The 14,488-nt window shown below is 62.1% G+C and carries 15 protein-coding genes; 3 read left to right on the top strand and 12 right to left on the bottom strand.

The annotated features are described in order from the left end of the window. Window positions 1-15: 15 nt before the first annotated feature. From ACR0NT_RS09100 to ACR0NT_RS09080, 5 genes are read right to left on the bottom strand one after another with little or no spacing between them, the layout of a single operon-like run. Window positions 16-1,614: a dipeptide ABC transporter ATP-binding protein gene (locus ACR0NT_RS09100; RefSeq protein WP_170672841.1), complete on the bottom strand. Its 1,599-nt coding sequence runs from the start codon at window positions 1,612-1,614 to the stop codon at window positions 16-18. Further along, window positions 1,611-2,426, bottom strand: coding sequence for an ABC transporter permease (locus ACR0NT_RS09095; protein WP_170672838.1), 816 nt, complete (start codon window positions 2,424-2,426; stop codon window positions 1,611-1,613). Before ACR0NT_RS09095 ends, ACR0NT_RS09100 begins: the two co-directional genes overlap by 4 nt. After that, complete coding sequence (locus ACR0NT_RS09090; RefSeq protein WP_170672836.1) at window positions 2,423-3,370, bottom strand: ABC transporter permease; 948 nt, start codon at window positions 3,368-3,370, stop codon at window positions 2,423-2,425. The genes ACR0NT_RS09095 and ACR0NT_RS09090 overlap by 4 nt, the downstream gene beginning before the upstream one ends. Window positions 3,371-3,410: 40 nt before the next feature. Next, the gene (locus tag ACR0NT_RS09085; RefSeq protein ID WP_170672835.1) at window positions 3,411-4,472 is read right to left on the bottom strand and encodes a ligand-gated ion channel; all 1,062 of its coding nucleotides are present in this window, start codon (window positions 4,470-4,472) and stop codon (window positions 3,411-3,413) included. Window positions 4,473-4,526: 54 nt separating this feature from the next. Beyond that, window positions 4,527-6,014, bottom strand: coding sequence for an ABC transporter substrate-binding protein (locus tag ACR0NT_RS09080; protein ID WP_170672832.1), 1,488 nt, complete (start codon window positions 6,012-6,014; stop codon window positions 4,527-4,529). Window positions 6,015-6,184: 170 nt separating this feature from the next. Here ACR0NT_RS09080 and panB point away from each other — a divergent pair, with 170 nt between their 5' ends. The 3 genes from panB to glpK all read left to right on the top strand — a co-directional run bounded on the left by panB (window position 6,185) and on the right by glpK (window position 9,408). Then, a complete protein-coding gene (gene panB, locus ACR0NT_RS09075; protein WP_170444115.1) occupies window positions 6,185-7,024 on the top strand; it encodes a 3-methyl-2-oxobutanoate hydroxymethyltransferase in 840 nt (279 codons plus the stop codon). Further along, window positions 7,021-7,863, top strand: a complete 843-nt coding sequence (panC, locus tag ACR0NT_RS09070; RefSeq protein ID WP_170444118.1) for a pantoate--beta-alanine ligase — start codon at window positions 7,021-7,023, stop codon at window positions 7,861-7,863. Before panB ends, panC begins: the two co-directional genes overlap by 4 nt. A gap of 66 nt (window positions 7,864-7,929) precedes the next feature. Continuing rightward, window positions 7,930-9,408: a glycerol kinase GlpK gene (gene glpK, locus ACR0NT_RS09065; RefSeq protein ID WP_170444122.1), complete on the top strand. Its 1,479-nt coding sequence runs from the start codon at window positions 7,930-7,932 to the stop codon at window positions 9,406-9,408. A 13-nt stretch (window positions 9,409-9,421) separates the two neighbouring features. Here glpK and smpB read toward each other — a convergent pair whose 3' ends face one another. The 7 genes from smpB to ACR0NT_RS09030 all read right to left on the bottom strand — a co-directional run bounded on the left by smpB (window position 9,422) and on the right by ACR0NT_RS09030 (window position 14,456). Next, window positions 9,422-9,904 (bottom strand): SsrA-binding protein SmpB, encoded by a 483-nt coding sequence (smpB, locus tag ACR0NT_RS09060; RefSeq protein WP_170326303.1) that lies wholly within the window; start codon window positions 9,902-9,904, stop codon window positions 9,422-9,424. Between the two features lie 46 nt (window positions 9,905-9,950). Continuing rightward, window positions 9,951-10,493, bottom strand: a complete 543-nt coding sequence (gene idi, locus ACR0NT_RS09055) for an isopentenyl-diphosphate Delta-isomerase (RefSeq protein ID WP_170444125.1) — start codon at window positions 10,491-10,493, stop codon at window positions 9,951-9,953. A 208-nt stretch (window positions 10,494-10,701) separates the two neighbouring features. Next, window positions 10,702-11,115, bottom strand: a complete 414-nt coding sequence (locus tag ACR0NT_RS09050; protein WP_170326301.1) for a c-type cytochrome — start codon at window positions 11,113-11,115, stop codon at window positions 10,702-10,704. A 113-nt stretch (window positions 11,116-11,228) separates the two neighbouring features. Next, window positions 11,229-12,245, bottom strand: coding sequence for a P1 family peptidase (locus ACR0NT_RS09045; RefSeq protein ID WP_170672830.1), 1,017 nt, complete (start codon window positions 12,243-12,245; stop codon window positions 11,229-11,231). A gap of 81 nt (window positions 12,246-12,326) precedes the next feature. Further along, window positions 12,327-13,073: an SDR family oxidoreductase gene (locus ACR0NT_RS09040; RefSeq protein ID WP_170444131.1), complete on the bottom strand. Its 747-nt coding sequence runs from the start codon at window positions 13,071-13,073 to the stop codon at window positions 12,327-12,329. Between the two features lie 54 nt (window positions 13,074-13,127). After that, window positions 13,128-13,547 (bottom strand): alternative ribosome rescue aminoacyl-tRNA hydrolase ArfB, encoded by a 420-nt coding sequence (gene arfB, locus ACR0NT_RS09035; RefSeq protein ID WP_170444134.1) that lies wholly within the window; start codon window positions 13,545-13,547, stop codon window positions 13,128-13,130. Between the two features lie 264 nt (window positions 13,548-13,811). Next, entirely contained in the window at window positions 13,812-14,456 is a 645-nt protein-coding gene (locus ACR0NT_RS09030; protein ID WP_170444137.1) for a queuosine precursor transporter, read from the bottom strand. Window positions 14,457-14,488: the final 32 nt, after the last annotated feature.

Genomic DNA, 14,488 nt, shown 5'->3' with positions numbered 1-14,488 from the left:
CTCTAACAAAAGGATTTATGCGACGTTTTTGCCGATACCGGGCAAGATGGGCGCGGCTTCGATCAGGGCTTGCGTGTAGGGGTGCTGCGGGTTGGCAAAGACCTGTTCGGTTTCGCCCTGTTCTACGATCCGGCCCGCCTGCATCACCATCACCCGGTCCGTGATCGTGCGCACTACGCTCAGGTCGTGGCTGATGAACAGATAGGTCAGGTCATAAGCGGCGCAAAGCTCGGCCAGCAGGTCGAGGATCTGCGCCCGGACCGAGACGTCCAGCGCTGAGACCGCCTCATCGAACAGGATCAGTTCGGGGCGGATGATCAGGGCGCGGGCGATGGCGATGCGCTGCCGCTGCCCGCCCGAGAATTCGTGGATGTATTTGCCCGCGTCATCCGGGCTGAGGCCCACGGCGGTCAGTATCTCGGCGATGCGGTCCTGCCTGTCCGAACCTGCAGGCAGTGCGTCCAGCAGGTAAAACGGCTCGGTAATCAGCCGCGCGACTTTGTGGCGGGGATTGAAGCTGCCATAGGGGTCCTGGAACACCACCTGCATCTTGCGCCGCACCTCCGGGTTCGGCTTGTGGTTTGAAAAGACGGGGTGCCCATCCAGGCGAATGTCACCGCTTTGCACCTCTTCCAGCCCCAAAATTGCGCGTGTTAGGGTCGATTTTCCACATCCGGACTCGCCCACCAGCCCCAGCCGCTCACCGCGATTAAGGGTGAAGCTGACGTGATCCACAGCGCGATGCAGGGCCGGTTTGTCGAACAGGCGCTTTCGCGGAAGGCGGTAATCCCGGACAACCTTTGCGACCGTCAACAGCGGAGTTTCAGCCGCCGTCTCGGGCAGCGCCACCTGATGGCCCGAAGCCTCAAACAACATCCGCGTGTAAGGGTGCTGCATGTTGCGCAGCAGATCGGTGGTGGCGCCGCTTTCAACCACCTCGCCGCGGCGCATCACCACGATCTGATCCGCCATATCCGCCACCACGGCCAGATCATGGGTGATCATCAGCAAGCCCATGCCGTATTCGCGCACCAGCCCTTTGAGCAGATCAAGGATTTGAGCCTGTGTGGTCACGTCCAGCGCGGTTGTCGGCTCGTCCGCGATCAGCAGCTTGGGGCGCAGGGCGATGGCCATTGCGATCACAACGCGTTGGCGCTGGCCACCGGACAGCTCATGCGGATAGCGGGACAGGGGGAAGCGGTCGGGCGGCAGACCGACGCGGGTCAGAACCTCCTGCGCGCGCGCCTGCGCTTGCGGGCGCGGCAGGGCCTTGTGGATCAGGATCGTCTCCATCACCTGATCGCCAATGGTCTTGACCGGGTTCAGCGCCGTCATCGGCTCCTGAAACACCATGCCGATCGCGGCACCGCGCAAGGCGCACATCTCGCCCTCGGGGCGGTTTAGCAGGTCCTGCCCTTCCAGCCGGATCACGCCTCGCGTTTCAGCCCCGTTTGGCAGCAATTGCATCACGGCAAAGGCGGTCATCGACTTGCCCGAGCCGCTTTCCCCGGTCACGGCCACGATCTGACCGGGGTCGATGGACAGGCTGACCTGTTTCAGGATGTCCGCATCGTGGATCGACAGAGAGAGGTTTTCGATCTGCAACAAACTCATGCGCGCGCCACCCGTATCCGAGGGTCCAGCCAGTCGCGCAGCCCGTCGCCCAACAGGTTCAGGCCCAGCACCGTGACGATGATTGCCAGACCCGGAATCAGAGCCAAATGCGGGGCAAAACTGACCATTGTCTGCGCGTCGGCCAGCATCCTGCCCCAGCTGGGCGTGGGCGGTTGGGCGCCAAGGCCGACATAGGACAAGCCGGCCTCGGCCAGTATCCCCAGCGAGAACTGAATGGTGCCCTGCACGATCAGCAGGTTGGCAACATTGGGCAGGATATGTTCCGCCGAAATCCGCGCCGCGCCCTTGCCCGACACGCGGGCGGCGAGGATGAACTCCCGCTCCCACAGCGACAGCGCGGCGCCGCGGGTGATGCGGGCAAAGACGGGGATGTTGAAGATGCCGATGGCGATGATGGCATTGATCGCTCCGGCCCCGAACACGGCGGTGATCAGGATGGCGATGACCAGCGAGGGGAAGGCAAAGACGAGGTCATTGCCGCGCATGATGACCTCATCCAGCCACGACCCCTTGCGCGCGGCCGCCGTCAGCCCCAGCGGAACGCCCAAGCCGATGCCGATACCCACCGCCACCAGCGCCACCGCAATGGACGTGCGCGCGCCCACCATGATCATCGAGAACATGTCGCGGCCGAAGTGATCCGTGCCGAACCAATGCTGCGCATTGGGTGACTGCAATTTGTTGGGGATATCCAACGCCGCATGGTCGTAAGGCGTCCAGACAAAGGACACCAAGGCCGCCAGCAGGACCAGCGAGGACAACAGTGCACCAAGGATCAGATTGCGGCTCATGCCCGGCTCCGCAGTCTTGGGTCTACGGCGGCATAAGCCAGATCGACCATGAAATTCACCATGATGACGGCAAAGACCAGCAGCATGACCACCGATTCCACCACGATCAGGTCACGGGCCGAGATGGCCTGAAACACCAGCCGCCCGAGGCCGGGCAGATAGAACACCTGCTCGATGATGATCGAGCCCGCCAGCAGGAAGGAAAACTGCAGCCCGATGATGGTCAGTACCGGGATCAGAGCGTTGCGCACCCCGTGCCGCCACAGCGCCTGACGGCGCGACAGGCCCTTGGCGCGGGCGGTGCGCACGAAGTCCTCTCCCAGAATATCCAGCAGCGAAGACCGCATCACCCGCGCCAGAATGGCCGCTTGCGGCAGGGCCAGCGCAATGGCGGGCAGGGTCAGGGAATGCAGGCCGACCCAGACCCCCTGATCCCAGCCCGCGAACCCACCCGCATTGAACCAGCGCAGGTTGATGGCAAAGATCAGCACCAGCATCATGGCGAACCAGAAATTCGGCACCGCGATGCCCAGTTGCGTCGCCCCCATAACCGTCAGGTCACCGGGTTTGCCCCGGCGCGCGGCGGCGTAAATCCCGGCGGGAAAGGCGATCAGGGTGGAGAGCGTCAGCGCATACAACGCCAGCGGCAGCGAGACCCACATCCGGTCCGCAATCATCTGCGATACGGGCGTGCGATAGGTGTAGGAGGTGCCGAAATCCCCCATCAGCATCCCGCCGACCCAATTGAAATACCGCTGCGCCTTGGAAACATCCAACCCAAGCTCGGCCCGTAACGCCGTCAGGGTATCCTCTTGCGCGTTTACGCCCAGCATGAACGAGGCCGGATCACCCGGCGCGACCTCGATCACCGCAAAGATGACCACCGAGGCGACGGCCAGGCTGATCAGCAGTGAAATCAGACGTTTGAGGGCATAGCGCAGCATCGAGGCCACGTTAGGCACACAACCCGCGCGGGTCCAGCGCCTAGGGCACCAGAAGATAGATGAATATCGCGTAGGCCACGATGGCGGCGTAACCCAGCGGGTAAATCCACTTGATCGCGTAATTGTCCAGCTTTCTGGCCGCACCCTCGCGCCCGGACACTTTCAGTTTGCGCAAGGCGACGTTGAACACGATCAGCGCCCCGGTCATCAGGAACATGCATTGCAGGATGAAATCCAGAAAGGTCAGATAGCCCAGCTTGGGCAGATCGGCGGAAATGGCCCAGTTGAAAGCCACGAAGACCAGCAGATTGCCCCCGGCGATCTCGATCCGGCGGCGGTATTCGTCAAGGAAGAACAGCGCCCAACCGACGGTGATCAGAACCAGCATCGGAAGGAACACCCGGATCACGTAATAGGTCAGATGCCGCTTGCCCTCGAAGGCCAGCGCCACCTGATCGCTGTCCCGACCGGACAATCCGATCACGGTCGAGCGTTCGACACGGGGGTTGTCGAGTATCCATTCCTCTTCACCCAGCATGTCACCGAGGCCCGAGTATTCTTCAAGCGGGTAAAAGGACACGTAGTCGGACGGAAAGACCGAGACGACCTCGAAAAAGAACTCCTGTGTGTCGAACGGGTACTTGCGGAAATCGAAATGCGGCGCCTGCAAGGTCAGCGAGGATTTCTCGACATAGACCACATGCCCGTCATGGCGCAGCGAGGCCGCGGATTCGTGGATCCATTTGTTGGATTGCTGGTTGTGGATGACAAACGCAGGGACAATCGCGCCCCGCCCCCGCGCGTGATCGGCCAGGGCCGGCGGGTTGAAGACCTGAAACTCGCGCCCGACCTCATCGCGATCAAAGGCCAGCGCAGGATCGGTCCATTCGGCCCGCAGAACAACGACGGCGCCATAATTCTCGGCCTTTTGATCGACGCTGGTGACCTGATCGATACGAATGCCGATCCCCACACGCAGCGGGTTTTCCGGCGTACCGACCAGCGGTCCCACCCCGCCTTCCAGCCCAATTTGCGCCTGCGCCTTACCACCAATGGCAAAGAGACAGGCAACAACAAGACAGAGGATGCGGACCAGGTTCATTGTCGGGCGTACTCGGAAACAGGAAACCGGGGCCGGCTGCGGCCCCGGAACGGGTTACTCGGACCAGCTGATCTGGGTCAGGTCAATCGCGGCGGTCGGCGCGTTCTTCCACAGACCCTGCACACCGGCCTTGGCCACCCCCAGCTTGGGCAGTTGGAACAAATAGCCGTTAACGTAATCCGTCGAGATCAGCCGCTGCATGTCGCCCAGCAGTTTCTTGCGCTCATCCGGGTCGGTGGTGGCGTTCAGCGTCTCCATCAGCGTCTGGGCGTCCAGACTGTCATACTGGAAATAGTAATCCGGGCGGGCATAGATACCGATATCCATCGGCTCGGTATGGCTGATGACGGTCAGGCCGTAATTCTTGCCCTTAAACACCGATTCCAGCCATTGCGCCCACTCCACATTGATGATCTCGGCCTTGATGCCGACCTCGGCCAGTTGCGCGGCAATGATCTCACCCCCGCGCCGTGCATAGGATGGCGGCGGCAGGTGCAGGGTGGTTTCGAACCCCTCTGCATAGCCCGCATCGGCCAACAGCTTGGCCGCCTGTTCCGGGTCATGGGCCGAGGTGCCGGTCAGATCGACATAAGCCGGGTTATGTGGTGCGAAATGGGTGCCGATGGGGGTGCCATATCCGAACATCGCCCCGTCGATGATCGCCTGACGGTCAATGGCATGGGCCAGCGCCTGCCGCACCCGGATGTCATCGAACGGAGGCTTCTTGTTGTTGGTCGACAGGATCGTTTCCCCCTCGGTCGAGCCAACCAGCACCTGAAAGCGCGGATCGGCCTCGAACTGAGCCAGATTTTCCGGCGCGGGGAAGTTGTCGAACACGTCCACATCCTCGGCCATCATGGCGGCGAAGGCTGCGGTCGGGTCCGAGATGAACTTGAACGTTGCAGTCTCTAATGCGGGCTGATCGCCCCAATAATCCGGATTTTGGTTCAGCGTGATACTGTCGCCCTGCACCCAGTTGCCAAAGGTAAAGGCCCCGGTCCCCACGGGGCTGGTCTTGATGTTCTCGATGCTGTCGGGGGAGACGATCACAGCATCGCCCCAAGCCATGTTGAACAGGAAATTGCCGTTCGGCTCGGACAGGGTGACCTTGACGGTCAGCGGGTCGATCACCTCGACGGCTTCGATCCCGGCAAACAGCGGCTTTTGCGCGTTGGCACTGTCTTCGGCGCGGGCGCGGTCGAGGCTGAACTTGACGTCCTCGGCATCCATCGCGGTGCCGTCATGGAAGGTCACACCATCCCGCAGCTTGAAGGTATAGACGGTGCCGTCCTCGGAAATTTCCCAGCTTTCGGCCAGCCCGGGCACGACCGAGCCATCGCCCATGAACCGGGTCAGCCCCTCGAAGATGTTGGTATAGACCACCGAGTCAATCGCCTGCGCCGCAGCACTTGTGGGGTCCAGATGCGGCGGCTCAAGCTGCATCGCGATGGTGATATCGGATTTGGCCAACGCCCCGGTGGCAAAGACACTGACCCCCAGCGCCAGGGCCGATGCAAAGGATTTCAACATCTGATTTGTCATAAAAATCTCCCACCGTTTTTATGGCTGAACCCGCTGTTTTACGGGCTATTCTGCGGTTAATGTCCCTTTAAACCTCGGGTCAATCAAGGAAATGTTCGCGCAACCGGGGTTTCTATGACCTTGTTCAATCTGCTATGCCGCGCTGCAACATGAACCCCGGAGGAGCAATCATGAGCGCCACCGCCCACAAAAAAGCCCCCAATGCCGAGGACATCCGCGCCCGCAAAGGCGGCACGCCGCTGGTCAGCCTGACCGCTTACACGACCCCGATGGCGCGGCTGATGGATGCCCATTGCGACTTTGTTCTGGTGGGCGACAGCGTGGGCATGGTGCTGCACGGGCTGGAATCGACGCTGGGCGTGACGATGGAGATGATGATCCTGCACGGCCAGGCCGTTGCGCGCGGGTTGGGCAAGGCGATGATGGTCATCGACATGCCGTTTGGCAGCTACGAACACTCTCCGGCGGACGCCTTCCGCAACGCCGCCCGCCTGATGGCGGAAACCAGCGCAGGGGCGGTCAAGCTGGAAGGCGGGGTCGAGATGGCCGAGACCATCCGCTTTCTGGTCAAGCGCGGCATCCCGGTGATGGCGCATATCGGCCTGACGCCGCAATCAATCAACACGCTGGGCGGCTACAAGGTGCAGGGCCGGGACGAACAGGCCGAGGCCGTGCTGGCCGACGCCCGCGCCGTGGCCGAGGCGGGTGCGTTTTCGGTGGTGCTTGAGAAGGTGCCGCAAGGTCTGGCCGACCGGATCACGTCCGAGGTCGCCATTCCGACCATCGGCATTGGTGCCTCTGCCGGATGCGACGGGCAGATTCTGGTCGTCGATGACATGGTGGGTTTCTTCACCGCCTTTAAACCGAAATTTGTCAAACGCTATGCCGAACTGGGCCCGCAGGCCGAAGCCGCCATTGCCGAATATGCCGCCGAAGTGCGCGCCCGCGCCTTTCCGGCCGACGAGCATGTGTTCGCGGATCAGGCGCCCTCCAAAGGACCCAAGACATGACAGCCCCCATCCTGCGCCGCCTGGCCGACCTGCGTGCGCTGACGACCGAATGGCGCCGCAACGGTGAAACCATCGGCGTGGTCCCGACCATGGGCGCGCTGCATCAGGGGCATCTGTCGCTGGTCGAGGCTGCAAAGGCCGGTACCGACCGGGTGATCGTGACCATCTTTGTGAACCCCAAACAGTTCAACAACCCCGAGGATCTGGCCAAATATCCGCGCACCGAACACGAAGACGCGCAGAAACTGGCCCCCTTCGGCGTCGATGCAATCTACGTGCCCGAACCCGAAGAGATCTATCCGCAGGGCTTTGCCACCAACATATCTGTCGCGGGCCTGACCGATGTGATGGAGGGCGAATTCCGTCCCGGTCATTTCGACGGCGTCGCCACCGTGGTCGCCAAGCTGTTCCTGCAGACGCAGGCGGATCGGGCCTATTTCGGCGAAAAGGACTACCAACAGCTGATGGTGGTCCGCCGCATGGCGCGCGATCTGGACATTCCCATCGAGGTGATCGGCTGCCCCACGGTGCGCGAACCTTCGGGGCTGGCGATGTCGTCACGTAACCTGCGTCTCTCGCCGGATGGGCTGGCGATTGCCGCCAACAAGCACCGGATCATGCAGGGCGTGGCTCAGTCGCTGAAAGCCGGTGCTGCCTTCGCTCCGCTGGCCGCAAAGGCCGAAACCGATCTGCTGGCCGCAGGGTTTACTCAGGTCGAATATATCCACCTGCGCTGCGCCGACACGCTGGAGCCTTTGACTCATGCCGACCGTCCTGCGCGGCTGTTTGCGGCGGCTTGGGCGGGTGGGGTCCGGCTGATCGACAACATTCCGGTCTGAACGCTCTGGCCCCCGCGCCGATGTTTGCGCTAAAGTCCCGCAAAACCAACGGGAGGGGCGCGAGGGATGACCTATATTCTCGCCATTGATCAGGGCACCACATCATCGCGGGCCATTTTGTTCGACGCAGAATTGCAGCGCGCAGGCACCGCGCAGCATGAATTCACCCAGCATTTCCCGCAGGAAGGCTGGGTTGAACACGATGCCGAAGAAATCTGGGAAAGCGTGTTGCGCGTCTGCCGCGAAGTGATGGAGACGACCGGTGTTACCCCCGATCAGATCGCGGGCATCGGCATCACCAACCAGCGCGAAACCACCGTGGTCTGGGACCGCACCACCGGCAAACCGATCCACAATGCCATCGTCTGGCAGGACCGACGCACCGCCGAGATCTGCGCCCGCTACAAGCAGGCCGGATGCGAGGATGACGTCACCGCCCAGACCGGTCTGCTGCTGGACCCGTATTTCTCGGGCACCAAGGTGAAATGGCTGCTGGATACCGTACCCGGCGCCCGCGACCGTGCCGAGGCCGGAGAGCTGATGTTCGGCACCATCGACTGTTTCCTGATCTGGCGCCTGACCGAAGGGCGCAGCCACGCCACTGACGCCACCAACGCCGCCCGCACCTTGTTGTTCGACATCCACAAGGGCGAATGGAGTGCCGAGATCTGCGACCTTCTGGACGTGCCGATGAACATGCTGCCCAAGGTGCACGATTGTGCCTCGGATTTCGGAAATACGACCCTAATTGGAGGAAACATCCCGATTCTGGGCGTGGCCGGAGACCAGCAGGCCGCCACCATCGGGCAGGCCTGTTTCCAGCCCGGCATGATGAAATCCACTTATGGTACCGGCTGTTTTGCCCTGCTGAACACCGGGGACCAGCCGGTTGAATCGAAAAACCGCCTGCTGACGACCATTGCCTATCAGTTGGACGGCAAGCGCACCTATGCGCTGGAGGGCTCGATCTTTGTCGCCGGGGCCGCGGTGCAATGGCTGCGCGACGCGTTGCAGATCATCGAAACCGCCCCCGAAAGCGGCGAGCTGGCGCAGCAGGCCGATCCGAACCAGCATGTGGTGTTGGTGCCCGCCTTTACCGGCCTCGGCGCGCCCTATTGGAAGCCGGACTGCCGGGGGGCCGTCTTTGGCCTGACCCGCAATTCAGGTCGCGCGGAATTTGCCAAGGCCACGCTGGAAAGCATCGCCTACCAGACCCGTGACCTGTGGCACGCCATGCAGGGCGACTGGGGGGCCGACACCGACGTGACCCTGCGTGTGGATGGTGGCGCCAGCGCCTCGGATTGGGCGATGCAGGGCCTGTCAGACTATCTGGGCGCCGAGGTTGACCGCCCCGTCATGCAGGAAACCACGGCGTTGGGTGCGGCCTGGCTGGCCGGGATGCGGGCGGGTGTTTATCCGGACCAACAGGGATTCGCGGAAACCTGGGCACTGGACCGCCGGTTTGAACCGGAACTGTCAGCCGAGGACCGCGACGCCGCCTATGAGCGCTGGAAACGCGCCGTTTCGGCGGCAATGGCGTTCTGAGCCAGGGGAAGGATCAGCTATGATCCTTCATCAACCGCTGCTTCTGACGTGACCAGTCACGTTTGGCCTGCGTCTCGCGCTTGTCGTGCAGCTTTTTACCTTTGGCGATGCCGATCTTCAGCTTGGCCCGGCCCTTGTGGTTGAAATACAGAACCAGCGGCACCAGCGTCATGCCCTTGCGCTGGGTCGCATTCCACAGGTTGGCCAGTTCCTTGCGCGACACCAGCAGCTTGCGGCGGCGGCGTTCCTCGTGTTTGAACACCTTCGCCTGCTCGTAGGGCGCGATGTAGCTGTTGATCAGCCACAGCTCTCCGTCATCGACCGAGGCATAGCTTTCGGCGATGTTCGACCCGCCCGCGCGCAGGGATTTGACCTCGGACCCCTCCAGCACGATGCCGCATTCGATATCGTCTTCGATCGCATAGTCGAAACGCGCACGCCGGTTTTCGGCGATGACTTTGTAATTCGGGTCTGAGTTCTGCTTTTGCTTGGCCATGACGCGTTGATTTAGGCGGCTTGGGCGGCCCTTGCAAGCCGTACCGTCAGGTCTTGGCCGAGATGATCAGATCGGGACCAAAAATCGTGTCGGCATGGTTATGCAGATAGATTTTCAGCCACGGCGTGAACCGCGTCGGATGCCGCTGCACCTCGGCCAGCAGATCGTGGTAGTCGATCCAGCGGATCTCCATGACTTCGTCCGGGTTAGGCTCGATTTTCAGCGGGCCACGCACATGCGCCAGAAAGACATCGACCACCTCATGCTCGACCATGTTGTTGCCGACATCGGCGTGATATTCCAGCCGGTGACGATATTCGGGATAAAGCCCGGTGATCCCCAGCTCTTCACGCAGACGGCGCACGGCACATTCCGAGGGCGTCTCACCCCAATCGGGATGGGTGCAGCAGGTATTCGCCCACAGGCCCGGCGTGTGGTATTTGCCCATCGCCCGGCGCTGCAGCAGAATCTCGGTGCCGCGGACGACAAAGACGGACACAGCCTTGTGTCTGAGGCCCTTTTCATGCGCCTCAAGCTTGTCCACGGGGGTCAATTCGCCATCAACCCAGGCCGGGATCATGATTCCCATCTGTCGTCTCCTGCTGCCGATCTGCCTGAAGGGCCATTAATTCGAAAGTGACTTGGGCCGGATCGGCGTGGCTTTGCGCAATCATGCGGGCAAGGCATGACGGATCGCGCATACCCAAGGTGGCGCTGATCTTTCCTGTGATCAAGCGCACGAAAGGCCGCAGGGGCTGCGGCCTTTTGTAACCTTAAGCGACGCGTGGCGTCAGGCGTTATTCGCCCGAAACGCTGACGATATAGGCGTAGACGTCTTCGCCGCCCTTCTTCAGCTTGAAGGTCATCTTGGATTTGGCAGCGGTGTCATCCAGATAGGTTTTCAGGAATGTCTTGGGGTCCTGAGCGTATTCGACAAAGGTGGCTTCGTCCCAGACCAGACCGTTTTCACCGGCTGCAACAATGCTGTCGCCATATTTGAAGCCTTCGACAGTGCCCGCAGTGCGGCCCGCGATGCCATAAAGGTTCGGACCGGTCTTGCCACCTTTGACGATTGCCTCGCCGTCGGGGGTGGCGATTTGGTGACAGGACTTGCATTTGTTGAAGGTTTTCTTCCCGGCCTCGGCGTCGCCTTCGGCGTAAACAGGTGCGGCCAGAAGGCCGATAATTGCGGTAGCGAGGATGCGATTCATAGCTTGTGCTCCGATACAAATTGGCTGCGCCGAATGGACCGTCAGCGCAAAAAAGAGTCAACGCGCAGATTGCCGCGCGCCGGCACTGTGCCACTGCGGCATATTGGTCGTCCTTAACTTAAGTCATGTGGCGCCGACCAACAGGGCAAAAGATCGCCCGCTGCCGGAGTGGCCAGATAGATCGCCCGCGCGATCGCCCGCGCAAGGCAGACCGAGGCCGCATGGCCGATCAGCCCCAATTCCGATTCAGCCGTGACCGGACGTGCGCCTGTGCCGACCCCAAACACCAGATCGCCGTCGCCCGGCGTGTGGGCAGGCAGGATCGCCCGGGCAATGCCATCATGGGCCGCCACCGCCAGCCGCTGGCATTGCGGTTTCGACAGCGCGGCATCGGTGGCAACGATGGCGATGGTGGTGTTGCCTTTGTCCGGCTCGGTCAGGCGCATGGCCTGAGCCTTGAGGCTGGGCGCGGGCTGACCAAGGCTAGCACTGGAATCAGGCCCTAATCCGCCGAATTCCCCGTTACACTCGAAGGGCGCGGCCCAGAAATGACGATCTCCGGGCGTGGTGACGCTGCCCAACGGGTTGGCGGCAACCAAGGCGCCAACAGTGATTCCATTGTCCAGCACCAGCGAGGCAGAGCCCAGCCCGCCCTTGTGCCGTGCAGTCATTGCCCCGGTGCCTGCCCCTGCCGTTCCCAGCGCGAAATCCGCAGCAGCAGCTTCGAATGCGGCCCGGCCCAGGGCGCGATAGGGGTTTTCGACCCAATCCTTGTCGCCGCCATTCAACAGATCAAACAGGATCGCACCGGGTACGAGTGGCACCACAGTGTCGCCAACCGGGTATCCCCGGCCCTGCGCCCGCAGCGCATCCGACACTCCGGAACAGGCGTCCAACCCAAAGGCCGACCCTCCGGACAGAGTAATCGCATCCACCTGCGAGACGGATTTGTCAGGAGCCAGCAGATCGGTTTCCCGCGTCCCGGGTGCGCCGCCCATGACGTGGACCGAAGCGGAAAAGGCCTGATCCGCCGTCAGGACGGTTGTCCCGGATTTCAGCGCAGCGTCCTGCGCGTTGCCGACCCGCAGGCCGGGGACGTCGGTGATCAGATTTCTGGGTCCGGGGGTCATTGCGGTCTTTGATGTTGAGGCCGGAAAGCGCGCAGGCGCGCTGCCTTCGGCGAGAGTATTTTGGAAAAGATGAAGCGCGGGTCAGATGCAGCGGCCACCGTCGACCTCCAGAGCTGCGCCGGTGATCATGCTGGCCTCGTCCGAGCACAGGAAACAGGCCGCGTTGGCCATGTCCTCGGGGGTCGAGAACCGGCCCAGCGGAATGGTCGACAGAAACTTGGCGCGCATTTCCGGGGTGTCTTCGCCCATGAAGGATTTCAGCAGCGGCGTTTCCCCCGCCACCGGGCAGATGGCATTCACCCGGACGCCCGAGGGGGCCAGCTCTACCGCCATGGTCTTGGTCGCGGTGATCATCCAGCCCTTTGAGGCGTTGTACCAGTTCAGGTTGGGGCGCGGCGACAGGCCCGCCGTCGAGGCCACGTTCAGGATCGCCCCCTTTCCCCGCGCTTTCATCGCAGGCACCAGCGCCCGCGCGGTCAGGTAGACGGATTTCATGTTCACGTTGAAGACACGGTCGAAATCGTCCTCAGCGACCTTTTCCAGCGGCATCGGCATATGGGTGATGCCGGCATTGTTCACCAGAATGTCCAGATGCCCGAACCGATCCCGCACAATGTCCGCCATGGCCTGTACCGAAGCTGCGTCCGCCACGTCCACCAGCTGCGCAATCGCGTTGGGTCCGAGCTGCTTGGCCTGAACCTCGGCCGCGTCGCCGTTGACATCGGCAATCATCACACGCGCGCCTTCCGACAGGAATTTTTGCGCGATCCCGGCGCCGAACCCCGACGCGCCGCCGGTGACGATTGCGGTTTTTCCCTCCAACCTCATGATCTTGCTCTCCCTTACCGGGTCAGACTAGCAAGGCGAGGCGAAACTACCAGATCAATCTTCCGAGACCTTGCCGCGCAGCGCTTTGACGTCCCCGCGCGCCTTTTTCGCCGCCAACCGCCGTTTGACCGACCCATAGGTGGGTTTCGTCGCAATGCGCCGCTTGGGTTTGACCAGCGCGCGGGTGATCAGTTCGGCCAGCCGGGCGCGGGCAATCTCGCGGTTGCGGGCCTGACTGCGCGTTTCCTCGCACTGAATGATGATCGCGCCGTCCTTGGTCCAGCGCCGCCCGGCCAGACGCTTCAACCTGTTCTTGACTGGATCGGGCAAGGACGGCGACCGTGCTGCCTCAAACCGCAGCTCGACCGCCGTTGACACCTTGTTGACGTTCTGCCCGCCGGGACCGGAGGACCGCACGAAGCTTTCCGTCATTTCCCAGTCTTGCAGGGTGATATCGTCGGTGATGCGCAACATGGGGTGGACCTTATCCGGCACAGGCAGAAACAAAAAGGGCCGCCCCGGCGGGACGGCCCTTCGAAAGTGTAAGGAGGTCGGGTCGGTTAGATCAATCGACCAGCCGGAGCGAACGCTCCACCAAGGGCTGCCTTAACAGGCGATCCCCCCGGTTGTTCCGACACCTCTCTCCAATCTCTTTCTCGACACTGGATCACCTCCTTTTCTATCTGTTGCGGTTAACTTTGAGCCTGACACAAGATGCGCCATTCTCAAAGCGTTTTTTTACGCAGGCTGTGCAGACAGGCGTGCAACGATCACCTTGAACGGGATCAAGGCGATCAGCGCCAGCGACAGTTTCACCAGCCAGTCGGCAAAGGCCAGCGTCACCCAAAGCGGGGCCATCGGGCCGGACAGCATGAAGGGCACGGGCTCCCACGCCCAGTTGATCGCGGCGTCTGCATTGGCCCCAAAGACCGTGACCGAGGCGGAAAACGCGATGGTGAAGAACAGCGCCGTATCCAGCGCCGAGCCGATCAGGGTCGAAACCAGCGGCGCGCGCCACCAGCGGCCACCGCGCAGGGAATTGAACACGGTCACGTCGGTCAATTGGGCGATCAGGAAGGCGGTACCGGACGCAACAGCGATCCGCAGCGGCACGGCGGCATAGGTGAAGCCGTCACCCTGCAGCATGATCTGGCTGCCGATCAGCGAGCAGATGATGCCGGTGATGAAACCTGCAAACACCACCTTGCGGGCGGTGGCCACGCCATAGACGCGGTTCATGATGTCGGTGACCAGAAAGGCCAGCGGATAGGTGAAGGCACCCCATGTCAGCAGCCCGTCAAAGATCAGGAACTGGACCAGGATGTTCGAGGCCACAACAATGGCGGCCATGGCAAGAATGCCGGGAATAAAAGCGCGTTGCATGTTTTGATGCCCGTTTTGACAAGGTAGCGGCG

Source organism: Ruegeria sp. AB10, assembly GCF_056542745.1.
Note: the sequence above shows the minus strand (reverse complement) of the source record. Positions and strands in the feature narration are given on the sequence as shown.